Annotated in this window: 17 protein-coding genes; 8 read left to right on the forward strand and 9 right to left on the reverse strand. The window is 71.8% G+C overall.

Annotated elements, in window-relative coordinates; genetic code table 11:
- Positions 1 to 17 precede the first annotated feature (17 nt).
- The 5 genes from J2847_RS24480 to J2847_RS24500 form a co-directional block, all read right to left on the reverse strand.
- Complete coding sequence (locus J2847_RS24480; RefSeq protein WP_209781404.1) at positions 18 to 1,556, reverse strand: AMP-binding protein; 1,539 nt, start codon at positions 1,554 to 1,556, stop codon at positions 18 to 20.
- Positions 1,549 to 2,112 carry a (2Fe-2S)-binding protein gene (locus tag J2847_RS24485; RefSeq protein ID WP_209781405.1) on the reverse strand — a complete coding sequence of 188 codons (564 nt, stop codon included), beginning with the start codon at positions 2,110 to 2,112 and terminating at the stop codon, positions 1,549 to 1,551. Before J2847_RS24485 ends, J2847_RS24480 begins: the two co-directional genes overlap by 8 nt.
- Entirely contained in the window at positions 2,100 to 2,939 is an 840-nt protein-coding gene (locus J2847_RS24490) for an FAD binding domain-containing protein (protein WP_209781406.1), read from the reverse strand. The genes J2847_RS24485 and J2847_RS24490 overlap by 13 nt, the downstream gene beginning before the upstream one ends.
- Positions 2,936 to 5,950: a xanthine dehydrogenase family protein molybdopterin-binding subunit gene (locus J2847_RS24495; RefSeq protein WP_209781407.1), complete on the reverse strand. Its 3,015-nt coding sequence runs from the start codon at positions 5,948 to 5,950 to the stop codon at positions 2,936 to 2,938. The genes J2847_RS24490 and J2847_RS24495 overlap by 4 nt, the downstream gene beginning before the upstream one ends.
- A gap of 104 nt (positions 5,951 to 6,054) precedes the next feature.
- Positions 6,055 to 6,948 (reverse strand): AraC family transcriptional regulator, encoded by an 894-nt coding sequence (locus tag J2847_RS24500; protein ID WP_209781408.1) that lies wholly within the window; start codon positions 6,946 to 6,948, stop codon positions 6,055 to 6,057.
- Positions 6,949 to 7,670: 722 nt separating this feature from the next.
- On the opposite strand from J2847_RS24500, the gene nirB reads away from it, so the two are divergent.
- From nirB to cobA, 4 genes are all read left to right on the forward strand, one after another.
- Entirely contained in the window at positions 7,671 to 10,202 is a 2,532-nt protein-coding gene (gene nirB, locus J2847_RS24505; protein WP_209781409.1) for a nitrite reductase large subunit NirB, read from the forward strand.
- A gap of 5 nt (positions 10,203 to 10,207) precedes the next feature.
- Complete coding sequence (gene nirD / locus J2847_RS24510) at positions 10,208 to 10,597, forward strand: nitrite reductase small subunit NirD (RefSeq protein WP_209781410.1); 390 nt, start codon at positions 10,208 to 10,210, stop codon at positions 10,595 to 10,597.
- A complete protein-coding gene (locus J2847_RS24515) occupies positions 10,590 to 13,328 on the forward strand; it encodes a nitrate reductase (RefSeq protein ID WP_209781411.1) in 2,739 nt (912 codons plus the stop codon). The genes nirD and J2847_RS24515 overlap by 8 nt, the downstream gene beginning before the upstream one ends.
- A gap of 190 nt (positions 13,329 to 13,518) precedes the next feature.
- Entirely contained in the window at positions 13,519 to 14,346 is an 828-nt protein-coding gene (gene cobA, locus J2847_RS24520) for a uroporphyrinogen-III C-methyltransferase (RefSeq protein WP_325169476.1), read from the forward strand.
- Here the strand turns inward: cobA and J2847_RS24525 are convergent.
- Positions 14,257 to 15,084, reverse strand: coding sequence for a C40 family peptidase (locus J2847_RS24525; protein WP_209781412.1), 828 nt, complete (start codon positions 15,082 to 15,084; stop codon positions 14,257 to 14,259). The genes cobA and J2847_RS24525 overlap by 90 nt on opposite strands.
- A gap of 224 nt (positions 15,085 to 15,308) precedes the next feature.
- Here J2847_RS24525 and J2847_RS24530 point away from each other — a divergent pair, with 224 nt between their 5' ends.
- Positions 15,309 to 16,415: a saccharopine dehydrogenase family protein gene (locus tag J2847_RS24530; protein ID WP_209781413.1), complete on the forward strand. Its 1,107-nt coding sequence runs from the start codon at positions 15,309 to 15,311 to the stop codon at positions 16,413 to 16,415.
- A gap of 4 nt (positions 16,416 to 16,419) precedes the next feature.
- Here the strand turns inward: J2847_RS24530 and J2847_RS24535 are convergent, their stop codons facing one another.
- From J2847_RS24535 to J2847_RS24545, 3 genes are all read right to left on the reverse strand, one after another.
- The gene (locus J2847_RS24535; protein ID WP_209781414.1) at positions 16,420 to 17,706 is read right to left on the reverse strand and encodes an MFS transporter; all 1,287 of its coding nucleotides are present in this window, start codon (positions 17,704 to 17,706) and stop codon (positions 16,420 to 16,422) included.
- A 63-nt stretch (positions 17,707 to 17,769) separates the two neighbouring features.
- A complete protein-coding gene (locus J2847_RS24540) occupies positions 17,770 to 18,129 on the reverse strand; it encodes an NIPSNAP family protein (RefSeq protein WP_209781415.1) in 360 nt (119 codons plus the stop codon).
- A 40-nt stretch (positions 18,130 to 18,169) separates the two neighbouring features.
- Complete coding sequence (locus J2847_RS24545) at positions 18,170 to 19,396, reverse strand: ABC transporter substrate-binding protein (RefSeq protein WP_209781416.1); 1,227 nt, start codon at positions 19,394 to 19,396, stop codon at positions 18,170 to 18,172.
- Between the two features lie 316 nt (positions 19,397 to 19,712).
- Here J2847_RS24545 and J2847_RS24550 point away from each other — a divergent pair, with 316 nt between their 5' ends.
- The 3 genes from J2847_RS24550 (at position 19,713) to J2847_RS24560 (ending at position 22,612) form a co-directional block, all read left to right on the forward strand.
- Positions 19,713 to 19,943 (forward strand): hypothetical protein, encoded by a 231-nt coding sequence (locus J2847_RS24550; protein WP_085553122.1) that lies wholly within the window; start codon positions 19,713 to 19,715, stop codon positions 19,941 to 19,943.
- Between the two features lie 72 nt (positions 19,944 to 20,015).
- The gene (locus J2847_RS24555; RefSeq protein ID WP_209781417.1) at positions 20,016 to 21,443 is read left to right on the forward strand and encodes an FAD-dependent oxidoreductase; all 1,428 of its coding nucleotides are present in this window, start codon (positions 20,016 to 20,018) and stop codon (positions 21,441 to 21,443) included.
- A complete protein-coding gene (locus J2847_RS24560; RefSeq protein ID WP_209781418.1) occupies positions 21,440 to 22,612 on the forward strand; it encodes an NADH:flavin oxidoreductase/NADH oxidase in 1,173 nt (390 codons plus the stop codon). The genes J2847_RS24555 and J2847_RS24560 overlap by 4 nt, the downstream gene beginning before the upstream one ends.
- Positions 22,613 to 22,677 lie beyond the last annotated feature (65 nt).

A 22,677-nucleotide genomic window follows, 5' to 3' on the forward strand; every position in this document is an offset into this window, starting at 1 on the left:
GGATGGGATGAGGGGGGTCAGGATCCGGCCGGCAGGCGTTCGGTCTGGAACTCGCCGGCCTGGAGCTTGCGCCGCAGGATCTTGCCGACCGGCGATTTCGGGATTTCGTCGAGGAAGACGTATTCGCGCGGGCGCTTGAAGTTGGCGAGGCCGGAGGCGCGGCAATGCTCGTCCAGCGTGGACGCCTCGACGTCCCCGGCGCGCTTGACGAAGGCGACGACGCGCTGGCCCCAGCGCTCGTCGGGCAGTCCGGCGATGGCGACCTCCAGCACGCCGGCGTGCAGCGACAGGACGCTTTCGATCTCCACCGGGGAGACGTTCTCGCCGCCGGTGATGATCATGTCGTCGACCCGGCCGGTGACGAACAGGTCGCCGTCGGCGTCGAGGAAGCCGGTGTCGCCGGTGAAGTACCAGCCGCCGCGCAGCGCCTTGGCGTCGGCGTCGGGGCGCTTCCAGTAGCCTTCGAAGGATTCGTCGCCGGTGAGGTCGGCGACGATCTGGCCCTCCTCGCCCGGTGCCGCCAGGGCGTCGGGATCGGGGGTGGCGAGCCGGACGACGCGGATGCGCTGGTTCAGCGCCGCCTTGCCGGCCGATCCCGGCTTGGCCGGGGCGTTCTGGTCGATGGTGAAGGTGTAGATCTCCGACGAGCCGTAATGGTTGACGAACAGCTCCGGCTTGAAGGCGGCGTCCAGCCGCTTCAGCAGCCCGTCGGTCATCGACGCCCCGGCGAAACCCAGCTTGCGCACCGACGACAGGTCGGTCGCCGAAAAGCGCGGGTCGGCCAGCAGGTCGTGGTAGAGGGTCGGCACCAGGTACAGGCAGGTCAGCCGCTCCGCCGCGATCAGCTCCAGCGCGCGGGCGGTGTCGAAGCGCGGCAGGCCGACGAAGCAGCCGTCGATCAGCGCCATCGCCAGCAGCGAGCGCACGCCCATCGTGTGGTAGAGCGGCATCACCCCCAGCGTCCGCTCGCCCCGCCGGTAGCAGTTCTGCGCGACATGGGCGACGGCGGCGGCGCGTTCGGCGCGGTGGCGGCGCGGCACGCCCTTGGGCTTGCCGGTGGTGCCGGAGGTGTAGAGGAACAGCGACGCATGTTCGGCCGTGGCGCGCGACACGGGCGGCGCCGGGGGGCCGCTCAGCAGGTCGGCGAAGGCGTGCGAGCCGCCGGGAGCGTCCCCGACCGCGACGCGCGGCAGGGCGAGGGCGGCGGGGGAGGCGCCGACGGCCTCGGCCGAGACGTCCTGGAAGACCAGGAGGCGCGCCTCGGCGTCGGGCAGGCAGTAGTCCAGCTCGTCGGCCTTCACCCGCCAGTTGAGCGGCACCACGGCGATGCCGGCGAGTTGGCAGGCCCAATGGATGGTCGCCATTTCCCAGGTGTTTTGCAGGGCGGTGGCGATGCGGTCGCCGGGACGGAGCCCGAAACCGTCCAGCGCGCCGACCAGCCGGCGGATGCGCTCCAGCCATTGCGCGTAGGTCAGGCGCGTGTCGCCGTCGACGATGGCGAGCGCGTGCGGGCTGCGTTCGGCGCTGGCGAGGATGCTGCGGCCCAGGTCAAACATGGGCGCTCTCCCCGCTGGGGATTGCTTGGCCGGTCACGTCCATCACGGCGCGGACGATGCCGGCGTAGCCGGTGCAGCGGCAGAGATGGCCGCTCAACATGTCGCGTAGCTCCTCATCGGTGGGGTTCGGGGTGCGCTCCAGCCAGTCCGACAGCGACATCAGGATGCCGGCGGTGCAGAAGCCGCATTGCAGCGCGTGATGGCGGCGGAAAGCCTCCTGAAGGGCGGTCATCCGGCCCTGGTTGGCCTCGGCCAGCCCCTCCACCGTGTCGACCCGGCGACCGTCGGCCTGCACCGCCAGCGTCAGGCAGGCGCGCACCGCGATGCCGTCCAGCCGCACCGTGCAGGCGCCGCAGACGCCATGCTCGCAGCCGACGCGGGTGCCGTGGGCGCCCAGCTCGTGCCGCAGGAAGTCGCTCAGCAGCAGGCGTGGGTGGGCCTGCCCGCTGCGCGGACGGCCGTTCAACGTGATGGTGACGGTGTGCCGTGTGTCGGCGTTCAGGGCCCGCGGATTCGGGGCCCGCGGATTCAGGGCCCGCGGATTCAGGACCGGCATGACAGGGCTTCCTCAAGAACGGTGCGGCCGATGCGGCGGACAAGCTCGCGGCGGTAGCGGGCGCTGGCGTGCTGGTCGTCGTCGCCGCCGAGCTCCCAGGCGAAGGCGTTGAGATGCGCGTCGAGGTCCGGCGGCAGGGCGCCGCCGGGGGCCAGCGGCCAGGACCGCGCCGTCGGCCGGTCGGCGACCCCGCCGACGGCGAGGCCGATCCGCTCGGCCGTCGCCGTGGCGGCGCAGGCGACGATGGCGAAATCGCCGTGGCGCATCGACATCTCGCGGAAGGCATGGCCGGAACCGGGGGCGGCGAGGGGGAAGCGCAGACTTTCCACGATCTCGTCGGCGGCGCGCGCCGTGGTCAGCGGCCCCAGGAAGAAATCGGCGGCGGCGACGGTGCGGCGGCGTCCGGCGTTGCGCAGGACCACCTCGCCCCCGGTCGCGACGAGGCAGAGCGGCACCTCGGCGCTGGGATCGGCGTGGGCGACCGATCCGCAGAGCGTGCCCCGGTTGCGCGTCTGGACATGCCCGACCCAGGGCAGGGCGGCGGCGAGCAGCGGAACCTCGTCCGTCAGGCCGGGGCGGGCCAGCGCCTGAGCCTGCGTGACGGCGGCGCCGACGGTCAGCCAGCCGTCCTCCGCGCGCAGCGTGCCCAGCTCGGACAGGCCGCCGAGGTCGATCAGCAGGCGCGGCTGCACGAGGCGCATGTTCAGCATCGGCATCAGCGACTGGCCGCCGGCGATCACGCGGGCGTCGTCGCCACCGGCGGCCAGCGCCGCCAGCGCGTCGGCGACCGTCGCCGGCCGCAGATAATCGAAGGGAGCGGGCTTCATCGGCGGATTCCCAGAAGACGCAGCAGGCGGGCGAGCAGGGACGGGGGTTCGGCCGCGATGCTTCCGCCCCCGGCGCGGGCGACCAGCTTTTCGAAGAACTGGCCGATCAGCAGGCGCGACGCGCTGTCGAGCATCCGGCCGCCGACCGCCGCGACCTTGCCGCCGACCTCCGCGCTGTAGCGGTAGGTGACGCGGGTGCCGCCGTCGGTGCGCTCCAGCGTGACGTGGCCGGTGCCGCGCCCGGTGCCGAGCGCGCTCGCCCCGCTGCCGGTCAGGGTCAGGGCGTTGGGCGGGTCGAGGTCGGACAGCGCCACCTCGGCGGTGTAGCGGCCGCGCACCGGCCCGATGCCGACCACCACCTCGGCGCGGTAGGCGTTGGGACCGGCAAGCTCCAGCGCCTCGCAGCCGGGGAGAAGGGCCGCCAATTCCTTGGGATCGAGCAGGATGGCCCAGACCTGTTCGGGCGTCGCCGGAACCTCGCGGCTGCCCTCGCCGGTCAGGCCGCGCCCGCCCGGCTTGGCGGGCTGCCTGGCGGGTGGGGAGCGGGTGGAGCCGGCCGGCCGGGGCGGCTCGTCGGCGGGGTGGATCAGCGCCGCCAGCCTGGCCGGGGTCAGCGGCAGGGACGGCACGGCGCCGCCCAGCGCGTCGGCCGCCGCGTTGGCGAGGCAGACCGGGGTGCTCATGCAGTTGCCCTCGCCGACGCCCTTGGCGCCGAGCGGTGTAAAGGGCGACGGGGTTTCGCGGTGCAGGATCACCGGCACCGGCACCTCGCGGGCGGTCGGCACGAGGTAGTCGGCGAAGGTTCCGGACAGGAAGCGGCCATCGTCGCCGTAGGCGTATTCCTCGTACAGCGCGGTGCCGACGGCGTGGGCGAAGCCGCCGAGGATTTGCCCCTCCACCAGCAGCGGGTTCAGCAGCCGCCCGGCGTCGTGCATGGTGACGTAGCGGTCGATGCGCAGCGCCCCGGTCGTCCGGTCGATCTCGACCCCGCAGAAATCGAAGATGAAGCCGTAGCAGGCCGAACTGTTGATGGAATCGGCCTCGGTCGGCGCCTTCAGCGGCTCCGGCGTCCAGAAGGCGGTCTCGCGCAGGGCCGCCTCCTGCCCGTCCGGCAGCGTGCCGGGCGCCCAATGGCCGGCGGCGGCGACGCGGGAGAAGGACAGCGCGTTGTCCGGGTTGCCGGACGCGAAGACCTTGCCCCCGGCGAAGCGCACCTCGTCGGGCGTGGTGTTCAGCGGGGCGGCGGCGAGGGCCGCCAGCCGGTCGCGCAGCCGGGTCGCGGCGATCTGGGCCGCCCCGGCGACGGCCCCGGCGAAGCGGCTGGAATAGTTGCCCGACGCGATCGACCACGCGTCCTTGCCGGTGTCGAGGTCGGTGTTGACGCGGATGTCCTCGAACCGCAGGCCGAACACGTCGGCGACCACCTGGGCCAGCACCGTCCGGTGCCCCTGGCCCTGGGGGGCCGACGCGACGCTGACCGACACGCCGCCGGTCGGATCGACGGCGACGCTGGCGGTCGCCTGCGCGCCGTTCTTGGGACCGGCCTTGCGGCGCTCCTCGGCGGTCAGGACCGTGGTGATGTAGCCCATGTTGGAGATCGACGGCTCGACCACGGCGGCGTAGCCGATGCCGTACAGCCGCCCCTCCGCCCGCAGCGCGTCGCGCCGGGCCTTCAGCGCGTCCAGCGCGCCGTCGCGCACCGCCTCCTCCAGCGTCGCGCGGTAGTCGCCGGAATCGAGCAGCCCGCCGGACGCGGTGCGGTGGGGCATCGATTCGGCCGCCACCAGATTGCGGCGGATGACGTCGAGCGGGTCGAGCCCGAGCTCCACCGCGACGCGGTTCATCAGCCGCTCCAGCCCGTAATAGAGCTGCCCGCCGCCGAAGCCCCGGTTCAGCCCGGTCGGCGTCTTGTTGGTGACGACGATGCGGTTGGTCAGGGCCAGATGGGGAATGTCGTAGGCGCCGGTCAGGTTGCCGTGATTGCGGTAGAGCGAGGCCGGCTCGGGCGCCCGCAGATAGGCGCCGCAATCCTCGGTCTGCTCCATGCGCAGCGCCAGCACATGGCCGTCGCCTTCCACGGCCGCCTCGATCCGCAGCCGCCGCGCGGTGGCCGAGGTGGCCGCCATCAGATGCTCCAGCCGGTCCTCGACCCACTTCACCGGCCGGCCGGCGGCCCGCGCGCAGACGCCCATCAGGACGACGTAGGGGAAGACCGCCTGCTTGTTGCCGAAGCTGCCGCCGGAATGGGGCGGTGTCCTCAGCCGCAGCCGCGATCCCGGAACGTTCAGCGCGCGGGCCATCACCGGATGCACCGCGAAGGGCCCGGAGAAGTTCGACAGGACCTCGTAGGAATCCTCCGCCGCGTCGTAGTCGGCCAGCACGACGAAGCATTCCATCGGCGTGCAGGAGTTGCGCGGGTATTCGACCTCCACCGTCACCACGCGGGCCGCCGCGGCGAAGGCCGCGTCGGGATCGCCGTAGAGGAACGGGCGGCTGTTGACGATGTTGGAGCCGACCGCCGGGTGCAGCGGTTCGCTGTCCGGCGAGAGGGCCTGCGCGATGGAGGTCACCGGCGGCAGCGGCCGGTAGCGCGCCTGGATGTGGTCGAGCGCGTCCTCCGCCCGGTAGCGGTCGTCGGCCAGCACCACGGCGACCGGCTCGCCGACGTAGCGGACACGGTCGACGGCGAGGCACCAATGCTCCATCGGCGCGCGCACGCCGACCAGGAAGGCGCTGGCGTAACGCTTGGCGTCCTCGCCCGTCACCACGGCGGCGACGCCCGGCATGGCGAGCGCGGCGGCGGTGTCCAGCCCCAGCAACTCGGCGTGGGCGTGCGGCGAGCGCAGGACCGCCGCGTGCAGGGTGCCGGGTTTCACCGGCAGATCGTCGGCGTAGCGCGCCACGCCGGTCAGCAGCGCCGCGTCCTCGACGCGCGGCATGGCGCGGCCGACGAAGGGTTCGCCGGTTCGCGGCTTTTCCGCTGTTCGTTCAACGGTCTGGGTTGCCGTCATGCTGTCCTCCCGTTACGGGGGAAGACTAGACCGGACGGCGCGCGGACCCTTTACCGTGGGGTGTCGCGAATTACCCTAGCGTCTCATTTTCGTGAACACCGGGGTCATGCCCGACCGGCGCCTGTCCGGTCCATCCCCATCCGGTCCACCCCAATCCGGTCCACCAGGGTCACGACCCGGCGGTATTCGGTCGGGGTCACGCCCTGGTGGTTGCGGAAGAAGCGGCTGAAATGGCTGGGCGCCGCGAAACCGAGGCGTCCCGACACCTCGGTGGCGCTTTCGGTGCCGCCGGCCATGGCGTCGATGGCGGCCTCCATGCGCAGCACGTTGAAATAGAGCGCCGGGGTGATCGCCATGGTCTGCTGGAACAGGCGGAACAGGTGGGCGCGCGACAGGCCGGCGGCGGTGGCGACGCGACCGGCGTCGAACTCCTCGCCCAGCGTGCCGGCCATGAAACGGATCGCCTGACGGACACGGAAATCGGTGGCCGTGGCGGGCATTGCCACCTTGGTGCCGCGCAGGCTGCGCCATTCGGAAAAGCGGTCGATGATGGCGATCATCAACTCGAACAGCGCGTGCTCCATCCGGTCGCCCGACGGATCGTCGTACAGCAGTTCCGCCGCCATCCGGTCGGCGAGCTTGCGGATACGCGGGGTCAGCGTGCCGCAGGATTGCGGGAAGAAGCCGGGGCTGCCGCTGGCGGTGAATTCCCGCTGCATCTCGCCGAGCCAGCGCGGTTCGATGTACAGCGCCAGGATCACGGTGCGCGGCGCGCCCGGCTGGTGGGCGTAGGAATGCGCCTCCCAACTGTTGACCAGCACGGCGGTGTCGTCGAGCAAGGGGTGGATCTCCTCGCGCACGGCGAATTGCGTGTCGGCCCCCGACGCCTTGATCAGCACATGGCAATGGGGATGCGCGTGGTGGATCAGCGCGTTGTCCATGTCGAGCAGGGCGACGCGGCCGAACTGCCCCTGGTGGATGCGCATGGCCTTGGACATGGCGCGTCTCCCTTCCTGTCCGCTCGTTTCTGTCGGGCGGATGAATTGTTCGTGTCTATAGCTAATCGGAACATGGCGGGATTGCCAGCGGCACGGCGTGGACTCCGCCAAAAGAAAAAGCCGTCCCGCCCTGGACAACCGGCCGCTCCGACGCCACGCATGGGGGCGTGACCGGCGCGACCCTTTGGCGTGACCGGGAACTGCCCAATGAACGGGCATCCGGCGCGGAAGGCAGGATGCGCCAAGCGCAACGGCAACCCCGCTTGCGTCCGTCCCACCTTGTGACCGCGTTGCGGCGTCCGCGCGGACTGCTGTTTTTTGCGGCGCACAAGGGCCGCGCTGTCCGTTTTGTGACCAACACCTAAGTATGGTCCGGAAACAGGCACCTAGGTGCTGATCCCGAACCGGCGGCGTTCCCCGCGCAAACGCTGGCGTTCCTGCGCGGAGGGGCGCGTCGCGTCCTGCTTGGCACGCGGCTTGCGAAGAGAACGGCGAGACAAGCGCGGGCGCCGGCAACGTCGCCGACACCCGCCGACAGGGCCGGAACCGGGCGACGCAGCGCGGACTTCGGCCAGGGTTCGACGACGAACCGCCCGGACAACGGCGTCCGAACAGGCTGGCATCCGCTCCTTCCGGGCGGGCTGCGGGCCCGTTCGGACGCCTTTCTTTTTGGCCCCGTGCCTGACCCTTCGGCAGGCCGGCAGCGAGACGAGGCAGACGCCATGGACATGCATCACCCGCTCTCATCACCCATCGGGCCAGTCGTCGGACAGGACGAGACGCAAGCTCACACCCCCGCTCCGCCCAAGGAACGGTTGATCGTCGTCGGCAACGGCATGGCCGGGATGCGGACGGTCGAGGAACTGCTGGCGAAGGCGCCGGGCCGTTACGAGATCACCGTCTTCGGGGCCGAGCCGCACCCCAACTACAACCGCATCATGCTGTCGCCGGTGCTGGCCGGGGAGAAGACCTTCGACCAGATCGTGCTGAACAGCCGCGCCTGGTACGAGGAGAACGGCATCACCCTGCTGACCGGCGAGCCGGTCGAGAGCATCGACCGCGCCGCCCGCACCGTCACCTCGGTGGGCGGCCGGACGCTGGGCTACGACCGGCTGCTGCTCGCCACCGGCTCGATGCCCTTCATCATCCCGGTGCCGGGCGCGACCCTGCCGGGGGTGATCGGCTTCCGCGACCTCGCCGACGTCGACGCCATGCTCGAGGCGGCGGCGAAGGGCGGGCGCGCCGTGGTCATCGGCGGCGGCCTGCTCGGGCTGGAGGCGGCCAACGGGCTGCGGGTCAAGGGGATGGACGTCACCGTCGTCCACCTGATGCCGACGCTGATGGAGCGCCAGCTCGACCCCTCGGCCGGCACCCTGCTGCAGCGTGAACTGGAGCGGCGCGGCATCACCGTGCTGTGCGGCGCCGACACCGCCGAGATCGTCGGCGCGGAGCGCGCCGAGGCGGTCCGCCTGAAGGACGGGCGCGAACTGCCCGCCGACATCGTGGTGATGGCCGTCGGCATCCGCCCCAACATGGCGCTGGGCAAGGCCGCCGGGCTGGAGTGCGGGCGCGGCATCCGCGTCGACGACCGGATGCGCACCAGCGACCCGGCGATTTGCGCGGTCGGCGAATGCGTCGAGCATCGCGGCCTGACCTACGGCCTCGTCGCCCCGCTGTTCGAGATGGCCAAGGTGCTGGCCGGCGACCTTGCGGCCGGGCCCGAGGGCGAAGGGGGCGGGGGGTACGCCGGCTCCGTCACCTCGACCAAGCTGAAGGTCACTGGGGTCGACGTCTTCTCGGCCGGCGACTTCTCCGGCGGCGAGGGGACCGAGGACATCGTGTTCCGTGACGCGGCGCGCGGTGTCTACAAGCGGCTGGTGCTGAAGGACGGCCGGCTGCTGGGCGCCGTGCTCTACGGCGACACCAAGGACGGCGGCTGGTACTTCTCGCTGCTGAAAGACGGCGCCGAACTGGGGGCCGAGCGCGACACGATGATCTTCGGGCAGGGGTTTGGGAGCTCCGACGCCGGAAACCCTAAGGCCGCCGTTGCCGCCCTCCCCGACAGCGCGGAGATTTGCGGCTGCAACGGCGTCTGCAAGGGCACCATCGTCAAGGCGATCACCGAGAAGGGCCTGACCAGCCTGGACGAGGTGCGCGCCCACACCAAGGCCTCGGCCTCCTGCGGCACCTGCACCGGCACGGTGGAGACGCTGCTGGCGCTGACCGCCGGCGACGCCTTCACGGCGGCCCCGACGGTCAAGCCGATGTGCAAATGCACCGGCCACGGCCACGACGCGGTGCGCGCCGCCATCGTCGGCCAGGAATTGCGGACGATGGCCGACGTCTTCCAGGCGCTGGAATGGACGACGCCCGACGGCTGCGCGTCCTGCCGGCCGGCGCTGAACTATTACCTGCTGTGCGCCTGGCCGGGCGAATACGCCGACGACTACCAGTCGCGCTACATCAACGAGCGCGCCCACGCCAACATCCAGAAGGACGGCACCTATTCGGTCGTGCCGCGCATGTGGGGCGGTCTGACCAGCGCGTCGGAGCTGCGCGCCATCGCCGACGTCGTCGACAAGTTCGCCATCCCCACGGTGAAGGTGACGGGCGGCCAGCGCATCGACCTGTTCGGCGTGAGGAAGGAGGATCTGCCCGCCGTCTGGGCCGACCTCAACGCCGCCGGCATGGTGTCCGGCCACGCCTATGCCAAGGGGCTGCGCACGGTGAAGACCTGCGTCGGGTCGGAATGGTGCCGCTTCGGCACGCAGGATTCGACCGGGCTGGGCGTGAAGCTGGAGAAGCTGACCTGGGGCACCTGGACGCCGCACAAGGTCAAGCTGGCGGTGTCGGGCTGCCCGCGCAACTGCGCCGAGGCGACCATCAAGGATCTCGGCGTCGTCTGCGTCGACAGCGGCTACGAGCTGCATGTCGGCGGCAACGGCGGCCTGCATGTGCGGGCCTGCGATTTCCTGGTCAAGGTGGCGACGGAGGAGGAGGTGTTCGAATACACCGGCGCCTTCATGCAGCTCTACCGCGAGGAGGCCCGCTACCTGGAGCGCACCGCCCCCTGGCTGGAGCGGGTCGGGCTGGATCACATCAAGGCGATCCTGGTCGAGGACCCGGAGCGGCGCCGGGCGCTGAACGCGCGCTTCGTCTTCTCGCAGGGCTTCTCGCAGGACGACCCGTGGGCGGAGCGCGCCGCCCAGGGCAAGGACCGTCACGAATTCTCGCTGCTCGCCGAGGTGGGGTAAGGACCATGGATCAGATCATCGCCGACATCGACAGCCAGACCGTCCTGTGGACCGAAGTGGGCATGGTGGACGACATCCCGGTGCTGGGATCCCGCGTCGTCCGCACTGCCACCGGCAACATCGCCCTGTTCCGCACCGCCTCCGACGAGGTCTTCGCGCTGGAGGACCGCTGCCCGCACAGGAACGGCCCGCTGTCGCAGGGCATCGTCCACGGCCGCCGCGTCACCTGTCCGCTGCACAATTGGGTGATCGAGCTGGCGTCCGGCGAGGCCGTCGCGCCCGACGAGGGCAACGCCGGCCACATCCCGGTGCGGCTGGTCGGCCGCGCCATCACCATCGCGCTCGGCCTCGCCAGGCCGGCGCGCGGCGGCTGCAAGGGCGCCTGCCATGTTTGACGGGGCGGAGCCGGCCGCCTCCGGAGCCGCCGAGCGGGAGGTCCGCACCACCTGCCCCTATTGCGGGGTCGGCTGCGGCGTGGTCGCCAGGGTGGCGGCGGATGGCCCCTTTCCTGGCCGCGTCACCGTGCGCGGCGACTCCGACCATCCGGCCAACCGGGGGCGGCTCTGCTCCAAGGGCTCGGCGCTGGCCGACACGCTGGTGCCGGGCGAGGCCGGCGGCCGGCTGCTCCATCCGGAGATCGGCGGGCGGCGCGTCACCTGGGACGCGGCCCTCGCTGAAGTCGCAACGCGCTTTGCCGACACCATCGCCGAGCATGGTCCGGACTCGGTCGCCTTCTACGTCTCCGGCCAGCTGCTGACCGAGGACTACTACGTTGCCAACAAGCTGATGAAGGGCTTTATCGGCAGCGCCAACATCGACACCAACAGCCGGCTCTGCATGGCCTCCTCGGTGGCCGGGCACAAGCGCGGGCTGGGCGCCGACGCGGTGCCGGGGAGCTACGCTGATTTTGAAACGGCCAAGCTCGTGGTTCTGGTCGGCTCGAATCTGGCGTGGTGCCACCCGGTGCTGAACCAGCGTCTGCTGGCCGCCAGGGCGGCGCAGGGGACGCGGATCGTCGTGATCGACCCGCGCCGCACCGCCAGCGTGGACGGGGCCGACCGCCATCTGGCGCTGGCCGCCGGCACGGATTCGGTGCTGTTCAACGGGCTGCTGGTCTATCTGCACGCCACCGGCCGCACCGACGCCGTTTTCGTCGGCCGTCGCACCAGCGGCGAGGAGGAGGCGCTGGCCGCCGCCAGGGCCGAGGCGCCGGACATCGCCACGGTGGCGCGGCGTTGCAAACTCAGCGAGGCGGAGGTCGCCGCCTTCTACGCTGAAGTCGCAACGACCGAGCGGGTCGTCACCGTCTATTCCCAGGGCGTCAACCAGTCGTCCCAGGGCACCGACACCGTCAACGCCATCCTGAACGTCCATTTCCTGACCGGACGGATCGGCCAGCCGGGGATGGGGCCCTTCTCCGTCACCGGCCAGCCCAACGCCATGGGCGGGCGCGAGGTCGGCGGTCTGGCGAACCAGCTCGCCGCCCACATGGGCTTCACGGTCGAGGACGTCGACCGCGTCCGCCGCTTCTGGAACGCGCCGCGCGTGGCGGCGAAGCCGGGCCTGAAGGCGGTCGACCTGTTCCGCGCCATCGAACGCGGCAGCGTCAAGGCGGTGTGGATCATGGCGACCAACCCGGCGGTCAGCATGCCCGACGCCGGCCGGATCCGCCGGGCGCTGGCGAACTGCCCGACGGTCGTCGTCTCCGACTGCATCCGCGACACCGACACCGGCCGCCTCGCCCACATCCGCCTGCCGGCGGCGGGCTGGAGCGAGAAGGACGGCACCGTCACCAACTCCGACCGCACCATCTCGCGCCAGCGCGCTTTCCGCCCGTTCGAGGGCGAGGCGCGGCCCGACTGGTGGATCCTCACCCAGGTGGCGCGGCGGATGGGGTTCGCGGATGCTTTCGCCTATGAGAGCGCCGCCGACGTGTTCCGCGAGCACGCCGCGCTGTCCGCCTTCGAGAACGGCGCGGACTGGATGAGCGAGCGCGCCTTCGACATCGGCGCGCTGGCCGGGATCGGCGACGCTGAATTTGAAACGCTCGCCCCCTTCCCCTGGCCGTGGCGGGCGGGGGAGGCGCCCCAGCAGCGCCTGTTCGCCGACGGCCGCTTTTTCACCGACGACCGGCGGGCGCGCTTCGTCCCGGTGACGACGCGGGCGCTGCCGCGCTCGCTGCCCGACGGCGCCCTGCTGTTGAACAGCGGGCGGCTGCGCGACCAGTGGCACACCATGACCCGCACCGGGCTGGCGCCGCGCCTGTCGGCCCACGCGCCGGAGCCGTGCCTGGACGTCCACCCGGCCGACGCCACCGCGCGCGGGCTGGAGGATGGCGGGCTGGCGCGGGTCGTCACCGTGGCCGGCGAGGCGCTGGCGCGGGTCCGCGTCACGGACGGGCAGGGGGAGGGCACCGCCTTCCTGCCGATGCATTGGACCGACCGCTTCACCGGATCCTGCGTGATCGGCCGTCTGGTCGATGACGAGGCGGTCGATCCGCAGTCCGGCCAGCCCGACCTGAAGCGGATGCCGGCGACGGTGCAGCCCTACCGGCCGGACTGGACCGCCTTCCTGCTGACCCGCCGGCCGGTCGAGCCGGCCCATGGCGGCTATTGGGCGCGGCGCGTGGTGGCCGGCGGGCACCTGATCGAGATGGCCGGCACCGGCGCGATCCCCGCAGATCTTGATACGGGCTGGCTGCCGGGCTTCGCGCCTGACGGTGCGGTGATCGAATTCAGCGACGCGGCGCGCGGCGGCACCCGCAAGGCGTGGCTGAGCGGCGACCGGCTGGAGGCCTGTCTGTTCGTCACCGCCGTCACGGCCGGCGCCGGCCGACTGCCGGGCCGCGACTGGCTGGCCGGGCTGCTGGAGGCGGACGGGGTGGACGACGGCCTGCGCGGCGCGCTGCTCGCCGGCCGGGCGCCGGGAGCCAGGGCCGACGAGGGGCGGATTGTCTGTTCCTGTTTCAGCGTCGGCGTCAACCGCCTGATCGCCACGATCCGCGGCCAGGGCATGACCAGCGTGCAGGAGATCGGCGCCGCCCTGAAGGCCGGCACCAACTGCGGATCCTGCGTTCCCGAACTCAAGGAGGTGCTTCGTCATGCTCATCAACGCGAAATGGCGTGAGGGGTTCGGGCGGTTCGTTCGGGCGTTCGGGGAATGGAGCTTCCTCGTCCCGACGCAGACCCCTGCCCCCACAACCCTTATCCCCATCCCGGCCCTCCCCCGCTGGGCGGGGGAGGGGGACAAGCGCTTTGTCGGTATTCGGCGTCCGTCCCCTCCCCCGCCCAGCGGGGGAGGGTCAGGGTGGGGGCACGTGGCCGCATGGAAGCACGAAACCCGGTCCCGTCCCGCCCTCGGCTCCGTCACGCTGGTCGGGGCCGGGCCGGGCGATCCGGATCTGCTGACCGTCGCGGCGGTCAAGGCGCTGGCGGCGGCGGACGTCGTGCTCTACGACCACCTTGTCGGCGACGGCATCCTCGACCTCGCCCACCCGAAGGCGGAGCGGATCTGCGTCGGCAAGCGCTCGGGCCGCCACTCCCTGCCGCAGGACGAGATCAACGCGCTGATCGCCGCGCAGGCGCTGATGGGCCGCCGCGTCGTCCGGCTGAAGGGCGGCGACCCGATGATCTTCGGCCGGGCCGGCGAGGAGATCGACCATCTCGACGGCCTCGGCATCCCGGTGCGCGTCGTCCCCGGCATCACCGCCGCGCTGGGCTGCGCCGCCTCGACCGGGCTGTCGCTGACCCGGCGCGGCGTCGCGCGGGCCGTCACCTTCGTCACCGCCCATGGCCGCGACGGCGAGCGCTTCGAACCGGATTGGGCGCGGCTGGCCGATCCGAACGGCACGCTGGCGATCTACATGGGGCGCGAGCAGGCCCGCGCGGTCGGGCGGGGGCTGACCGGGGCCGGCCTGCCGCCCGACACCCCGGTGCTGGCGGTGGAGAACGGCTGCCGCCCCGACGAGCGCCAACACCGGACCACGCTCGGCGCCATGGCGGCGAACGGTGTCGCCGCCGGGAAGGGGCCGACGCTGCTGCTGGTCGGCGAGGCGCTACGCCCGCGCGGCGCTGGCGCCGACGCCGTGGTTGCCGGGGCGGCGCACGCCGTTGATGCTCTCGGCGCGGGCGGTGACGTCGGCTAGCGGCTCGACCACCACCGACATGGTGAAGACGGTGGCGTGCAGCAGCCGCGCCCCGTCCAGCATGATCCCGACATGGCCGGGGAAGAACACGATGTCGCCGCGCTGGTAGGCGACGTCCCGGCCATCCGCGTCCCGGCCGTCGTCGGAGATCCAGGCACCGAGCCGCCCGTCCTGGCGCTGCTTGCCGCTGCTGTGGTGCGACACCACCCCGGCCGCCGCCATCGCCGTCAGCACCAGCCCGGAGCAGTCGATCCCGAAGGCGCTGCGCCCGCCCCAGACATAGGGGGTCTCCAGGAAGCGCAGCGCGGTGGCGACATGGTCGGGGACCGGCGGGGCCTCGACCGGCTCCAGCCACTTGCCGAACAGCCACAGCCCGTCGCCGACGCCGACCCAGCCATTGTCGGCCCGCCCGTCCAGCGTCACCAGCGACCCAACGCTGAGCGGCGCCACCGGCGGCGCCTTGTGGGTCGGTGCCGGGTGCAGGTCGGCGCGCAGGGCACGGACCCGGTGGGTCGGCGTTACCGGATCTGCGTGCGGCGTGCCGGGCGGCAGCCAGCCGACATGGCCGTCGAAGCGGTTCGCCACCCGCAGCCAGCCCTCCCACTCCTCCAGCAGGTCGAAGCGCTCGCCGAGGATCATCTCGCTGGTCTGGGGAACGCCGTCGCGCGGTTCCTCCAGCAGGACGGCGTGCGGGGCGGTGAGCTGGCGGGTCTGGGCGGTCTGGGCGGTCTGGGTCATGGCCGGTGCCGTGGTTGCCGAACGGGTGACGGAAACCATAACCCGCCCGCCGGGCCGGCGCGACGGGGAAACCATGGTCCGGCGATTCATCGGCCATTCCGTCATTTCGACGGAAATCGGCCGGCGATCCGGCGCTTTGCCCGCTGTCGCCCGGCATGCCCGCCGGCCACCTTTGGAATGCGGCGTCACCGTCGCCAACCAGGGAACAGGGAAGGGCACAAGCCATGGGCACGATGAAGGTTCTGGTTCTGGGCGCCGGCAAGATCGGCTCGATGATCGCCACGCTGCTGACGCAGACCGGCAACGGCGCCGGCGATTTCGCCGTCACCGTCGGCGACCGCGACGAAGAGCTTCTGGCCCGCGCCGAGCGGGCCGGGTTTCGAATTCAGCGCGTCGATGTCGAGGACGACGCCTCGCTGCGCGCCGCCGTCGCCGGACAGCAGGCGGTGGTCAGCGCCTGTCCCTTCAGCCTGACCCCGCGCATCGCCGCCGCCGCCGTGGCCGCCGGCGCCCATTACCTCGACCTCACCGAGGACGTCGCCGCCACCCGCGCCGTCAAGGCGCTGGCCGAGACCGCCAACAGCGCGCTGATTCCGCAATGCGGGCTGGCGCCGGGCTTCATCTCGGTCGTCGGCCACGACCTCGCCCGCCGCTTCGACGAGTTGCACAACCTGCATCTGCGGGTCGGCGCCCTGCCGCAATACCCGACCAATGCCCTGAAATACAACCTGACCTGGAGCACTGACGGGCTGATCAACGAATACTGCAACCCGTGCGAGGCGATCGTCGACGGCGTCCCGCGCGAGGTGATGCCGCTGGAGGGCGACGAGCGCTTCGCCCTGGACGGGGTGGATTACGAGGCGTTCAACACCTCGGGCGGGTTGGGCTCGCTGTGCGCGACGCTGGCCGGCAAGGTGCGCAACCTCGATTACAAGACGGTGCGCTACCCCGGCCACCGCGACATCGTCCGCCTGCTGATCCGCGACCTGCGGCTGGGCGAGCGGCGCCATCTGCTGAAGGACGTGCTGGAGACGGCGGTCCCGCTGACCCTCCAGGACGTCGTGCTGGTCGTCGCCACCGCCACCGGTCGCCAAGAGGGCGAACTGCGGCAGGAGACCTTCGTGAGCAAGATCTACAGCAAGGTGATCCCGGGTCCCATGGGCGGCGGCCGGACCTGGAGCGCCATCCAGGTGACCACCGCCGCCGGCGTCTGCGCGATCCTCGACCTGCTGCGCGAGGGCTCGATCCCGCAGGCCGGCTTCGTCCGGCAGGAACAGGTGCCGCTCGCCCTGTTCCTCGCCAACCGCTTCGGGCGCTACTACGCGGCGTGAGGAGTCACGCCGTCCGGGGACGACGGATCAGCCGGACCGAGGCGAAGCCGAGCAGGGCGGTCAGCACCCCCACCCCGAGGAACAGCGGCGGAAAGCCGGTGTGGTCGGCGACGGCGCCGTACAGCACCGGCCCGATGCCCTGCCCGAGGAAGAAGGAGGAGGCGAACAGCGCCAGCGCCGAGCCGCGCGCGGTCGGCGCCAGCTCCGTCGCCTGGGTCTGCATGGTGTTGTGCAGCATGTAGAATCCGAAGCCGGCGACCAGGAAGGCGGCGCTGACCACCGGCCAGGGCACCGGGAAGGCGATGAGCAGATAGGCCAGCCCGGCCAGCAGACCGCCGGCCTGCATCATCCCCCACTGCCCGAGCGAGGCGATCAGCCGCCGCACCACCGCGCTGTAGGCGACTCCGCCGATGGCGAAGGCGGCGATGGTCAGCCCGGCCTCGAAGGCGCCGGACGCGCCGTGCGCCATCAGGACCGGGGCGACGAAGGGGAAGATCCCGAAGATCAGCAGCCCCTCGCCGGCCACGGTGGCGAAGACGAACAGCGAGACCGGGTTGGTCAGCACCGTGGCGTAGCGCCGCCGCGCGTCGGCGACGGACAGCGGCGAGCGGGCCTCCACCTCGCCGCGCAGGCCGATCAGGGCGGCGGCGCAGATCAGCGCGGTCAGCCCGGCGGCCAGCCCGAAGACGGCGCGCCAGCCATACGCCTCGGCCATGATTCCGGCCACCACCGAGCCGGACATCTGGCCGAGGATCACCGCCAGCAGGAATCGGCTGATGGCGATCTGGCGCTCCCCGTAGGCGACGCGGTCGCCGATCAGCGCCATCGAGGCCGGGATGATGCCGCCGGCGAAGGCCCCGGCCAGGATGCGTCCGGCCATCACCGTGCCGTAGGACGGCGCGATGGCCGACAGCGCCAGCCCGACGGTCAGCACCATCAGCGCCAGCCGGATCAGCCGGGACTTGCCGATGGCGTCGCCGACCGGCCCCAGCACGATCTGCATCAGCGCGTAGGGCAGCGTGTAGGCCGAGGCCAGCAGCGCCGCCTGCCGCACCGACACGTCGAGGTCGGCGGCGATGATCGTCAGCATGGGATCGGTGGTGCGCAGGGAGAAGGCGCTCGCGAAACCGGCGAGGCCGAGAAGGAGGATCAGGCGCATGGCGGGACGGCGGCTCTGCGGTGGACGGTCGGGGTGGACGGTTAAGGGCCTGAAGCTTAACCGCGAAGCCGGGCGCCGTGGTGACGGGGGTTGGGCGTGGCTGTCATGCGCCGGTTGCGGGGGCCTCCCCATCGTGACGGCCCCTCTCCCCTCGTGGGAGAAGGGCTGGCACGATGGGGAGGAGAGGGGCGTTCCCTACGCCAGCGCCGTGTCCGGCTGACCCGTCCGCACCGGCAGGCTGCGGATCGGCGAGAAGCCGGTCGGGTACATGATCCGGTTCTCCATGGTCATGATCATCGGCCGGATCTTCGCCAGGCAGCCCAGCCATTGCGCGTTCTTCGCCAGTTCCGCCCGTCGCGCCCGGCGGTCCTCCAGGTCGGCGTAGGCCCAGAGATGGACGAGCTGGTTCTGGGTGCCGAACTCGGTGACGAAATAGCCGAGGAACCCGCCGAGGATCGGCTTTTGCGCCGGCAGCCCCTCCGTCTCGTAGATGCGCAGATACTCGGCGAGGCTGACGCCGGTGTGCAGGACATAGGTGCGTTCTTCGACGACCAACGGAACCTCCGTGGAAAGGGAATCGGGCGGACGGGCGGCGTCAGGTGCGGGGGACGAGCGGGCAGGCGGGGTCGAGCGGCTTCCACGCCTCCTCGACCGGGATCGTTCCGGCCAGCTTGTAGTAGTCCCAGCGGCCCTTGGATTCCTGCGGGGTCTTCACCTGGAACAGGTACATCGGGTGCAGCTTGCGCCCGTCGACGCGGACCGAGCCCTGGCCGTAGGCGTCGTCGTCGGTCGGCAGCTCCTTCATCTTGGCGACCACCGCGCGGCCGTCGCCGTCGCTGCCCAGCGCCTTGACCGCCTTCAGGTAATGGGTGACCTGCGAATAGACCGACGCCTGATAGGCGGTCGGCATCTTGCCGTGGCGCTCGAAGAAGCGGTTGGAGAACTTGCGGGTGCGGTCGTTCAGGTCCCAGTAGAAGGGCACGCTCAGCAGCGTGCCCTGCGCCGCCTCCAGCCCCAGCCCGTCGATGTCGGTCAGATAGACGGTCAGGCCGGCGAAGCGCTGGCCGCCGTCGAGGATGCCGAACTCCTTGCCCTGCTTGACCGTGTTGGTGAAGTCGGCGGTGGCGTTGGCCAGCCCGATCACCTTGGCCCCCGACCCCTGCGCCTGCAACAGATAGGAGGCGAAGTCGGCCGTGTTCAGCGGCGCCCGCACCGAGCCGACCACCGTGCCGCCCGACTGCTTCACGATGTCGCCGGCCTGCTTCTCCATGTCGTGGCCGAAGGCGTAGTCCGACGTGATGAAGAACCAGGAGGTGCCACCCTGCTTGACCACCGCGCGGGCGGTGGCGTTGGCCAGCGCGTAGTTGTCGAAGGCCCAGTGGACGTGGTTCGGCGTGCAGGAATCGCCGGTCAGCCGGTTGGTGTTGGAGCCGGAGACGATGGCGACCTTGTTCTTCTGCTTGGCGATGTCGACCACCGCCAGCGCCACCGAGGAGTTGGCGATCTCCGCGATCATGTCGACGCCCTGGGCGTCGTACCATTGCCGGGCGATGGCGGAGCCGACGTCGGCCTTGTTCTGGTTGTCGGCGGCGACGACCTCGATGGGCGTGTCGCCGATCCTGCCGCCGAAATCCTCCACCGCCATGCGGGCGGCGGCGATCGAGCCGTGGCCCATGATGTCCACGTAGAGGCCCGACTGGTCGTTGAGGACGCCGATGCGGACGACGTTGTCGGTGAAGGCGGCCGAGGCCGGTCCGCCGGCCAGCAGGGTCAGGCCGAGGGCGGTCGTTCCCAGGGCCAGCGCCGAGGTGCGGGTGTTCATGCTTTCCCTCCCTTGGGATGAACGCGCTTGGTGCGATCGCGCGTTCGTTGTGTGGGGCGCCCGCAGGCTGCTGCGGCTTGGCGGATCGTCGATCGGGAGCGGCGCCGGTTCGACCCGTCCCCTCCCGCTGCGTCCGCCTTGCGTCTTTCGCCGCATATTGACAGCATACGTATTATCAGTGTACATCATGATTGTGAACTGTCAACAATATGGCGTCTGAAGTTTTTGCCGGCCCGGCCGGACCCGCCGCGGGACAGGGCGCTCCGCCGCCGGGCCACGCTTCCGTCGCCATCACCGCAAACACGGGGTTAGGGACATGTCGCCAGAGCAGAATTATCCGGCGGTTCGTTTCGTCGTCCAATATGGCCTTTGGCTGGCCGTCGTCGCCGGGCTGGCGCCGCTGTTCGTCGCCGTGGTCGCCCTGCTGTCCGGCTGGGGCGGCGGCGCCGCCCTGGTGCTGGCGCTGAGCGCGCCGCTGCTGTTCCTGGTGATGAAGGCCTTCGCCGAGCTGGTCGCCATCATCTCCGACATGCTGCTGCCGAAGTAGCCGCCGCACGGCGGGCACGGGAACAATCGCTCAAGCAATCGCCCAAAAACAAATCCCTGGGAGGGAACGAGGATGAAAGCCGATCTGAGCGCCGACCTGATCGTCGTCGGCGGCGGCATCGCCGGGCTGGTCGCGGCCAACCGCGCCGCCGAGCTGGGCCTGAAGGTGCTGGTGCTGGAGAAGGGCACGGACGACCGCTATCTGTGCAACTCGCGCTTCACCGGCGGCGCCTTCCACATCGGCATGCGCAGCCTGCACCGCCCCGTGGAGGAGGTGAAGGCGACCATCCGCAGCGAGACCGACGGTTTCGTCGCCGAGCCGCTGGTGACGATGATCGCCACCGAGGCGCCGCGCGCCGTCGACTGGCTGCGCAAGCAGGGAATCCGTTTCCTGAAGGCCGGTCCGCGCGACTGGCAGGACACCGTGCTGGCCCCGCCGGCCCTGCCGCAGCCGGGCCTGAACTGGGAGGGGCGGGGCGGCGACACGCTGCTGCGCACGCTGGGCGCCAACCTGGAGAAGCGCGGCGGCAGCCTTCAGCGCGGCGTCCGTGTCCGCGAGCTGATGGTGGAGAACGGCCGGATCGTCGGGCTGCGCGCCGAGCGCGGCGGCGAGAGCGTCCATTGCCAGGCGGCGGGCGTGGTCATCGCCGACGGCGGTTTCCAGGGCGACCCGGAGCTGGTGCGCGAGCATGTCTCCCCGGCGCCCGACGGCGTGCGCCAGCGCGGGGCCGGCACCGGCGGCGGCGACGGGCTGCGCATGGCGGTGCGGGCCGGGGCGGCGACGCTCGGCACGCCCTATGTGTACGGCCACATCCTCTGCCAGGACGCGCTGCGCAACGACAGGCTCTGGCCCTACCCGTGGCTCGACGAGATCGTCATGGCCGGCATCGTGGTGAACGGCGAGGGCGAGCGCTTCGTCGACGAGGGGCGGGGCGGCGTCTATGTGACCAACCGGATCGCCAAGCTCGACGACCCGCTGAGCGCCACCGTGATCTTCGACCGCCCGATCTGGGACGGTCCGGCCACCGAATCGATCATCCCGGCCAACCCGCACCTGCCGCGCGTCGGCGGCACGGTGGTCCAGGCCGACACGCTGGAGGGGCTGGCGGGCCAGCTCGGGATTCCCGCCGACCGGCTGGCGGCGACGGTCGCCGCCTACAACGCCGCCGTGGACGGGGGCCGCACGGAGGATCTGGCCCCGCCGCGCGGCACCACGCGGGCGCGGCCCTTCCCGATCCGCACCGGCCCCTTCCAGGCGATCCGGCTGGTCGCCGGCATGACCTACACGATGGGCGGCATCGCCATCGACGACCAGAGCCGGGTCACGCGCGCCGACGGCAGCCCGATCGACGGGCTGTTCGCGGCGGGAGCCACCACCGGCGGGCTGGAGGGCGGCGACGCCATCGGCTATGTCGGCGGCCTGACCAAGTCGGCGGTCACCGGCCTGCGCGCCGCCGAGGCCGCCGCCCGCGCGCTCGGCCGCGAGGTCACCGCCCGGTGAGCGCCGTCGCGCAAGAGGGCGTCCCCCGCATCGCCTCGCCGCTCGCCCTGCGGGCGGTGACGCTGCGCAACCCGATCGTCGTCTCGCCGATGTGCCAGTATTCCGCCGTGAACGGCGGGGCGGTGGATGGCGTGGCCGGGGAATGGCACCGGGTCCATCTCGGCCGCTTCGCCATGGGCGGGGCCGGGCTGGTCTTCGTCGAGGCGACGGCGGTGACCGAGCAGGGCCGCATCACGCCGGGCGACCTCGGCCTGTGGGACGACCGCCAGATCCCCGGCCTGCGCGCCATCGCGACGATGCTGGCGGAGTTCGGCGCGGTGCCCGGCATCCAGCTCGGCCATGCCGGGCGCAAGGCGGCCAGCCAGCGCCCCTGGCAGGGGCACGGGCCGCTCGGCGCCGCCGACATCGCGCGCGGCGAACCGCCCTGGCCGGTGGTGTCGGCAAGGCCGCTCCCCGTCGCCGAGGGCTGGCCGACGCCCCGCGAACTCGACCGCGATGACCTCGCGGCGCTGGTCGAGGCCTGGCGGGCGGCGGCGCTGCGGGCGCTCGACGCCGGTTTCGCGGTGGCGGAGCTGCATTGCGCCCACGGCTATCTGCTGCACCAGTTCCTGTCGCCGCTGAGCAATCGGCGGACCGACGGCTATGGCGGCGACTTCGAGGGGCGCTGCCGCTTTCCGCTGGAGGTGGCGGCGGCGGTGCGCGCGGCGTGGCCGGCCGACAGGCCGCTGTTCGTCCGCATCTCGGCGACCGACTGGGTCGAGGGCGGCTGGACGCTGGAGGACAGCGTCGCCTTCTCCCGCGCGCTGGCCGGGATCGGGATCGACGTCATCGACTGCTCGTCGGGCGGGATGGTGGGGGTGTCGGCGACGGCCGCCGCCGTGCCGCGCCATCCTGGATTCCAGGTGCCCTTCGCCGAGACGATCCGGCGCGAGGCGGGCGTGGCGACGATGGCGGTCGGGCTGATCCTGGACGGACCGCAGGCGGAGGCGATCCTGCGCGACGGTCGGGCCGATCTCGTCGCCGTCGGGCGCGAGGCGCTGGCCGACCCGAACTGGCCGCTGCGCGCCCGCCAGCAACTGACCGGCGCCGGCGATTTCGCCGGCTGGCCGGAGCAGGCCGGCTGGTGGCTGAGCCGCCGGGCGCGGACGCTCGACCACAAGACGGACTGACCGGGGCTATCGACCGGACCGACGAATCCGCCGCCGGCCGCGCGCACCCCGCGCGCCGGACGGCA

It is taken from the genome of Azospirillum agricola, assembly GCF_017876095.1.
Lineage (GTDB): Bacteria > Pseudomonadota > Alphaproteobacteria > Azospirillales > Azospirillaceae > Azospirillum > Azospirillum agricola.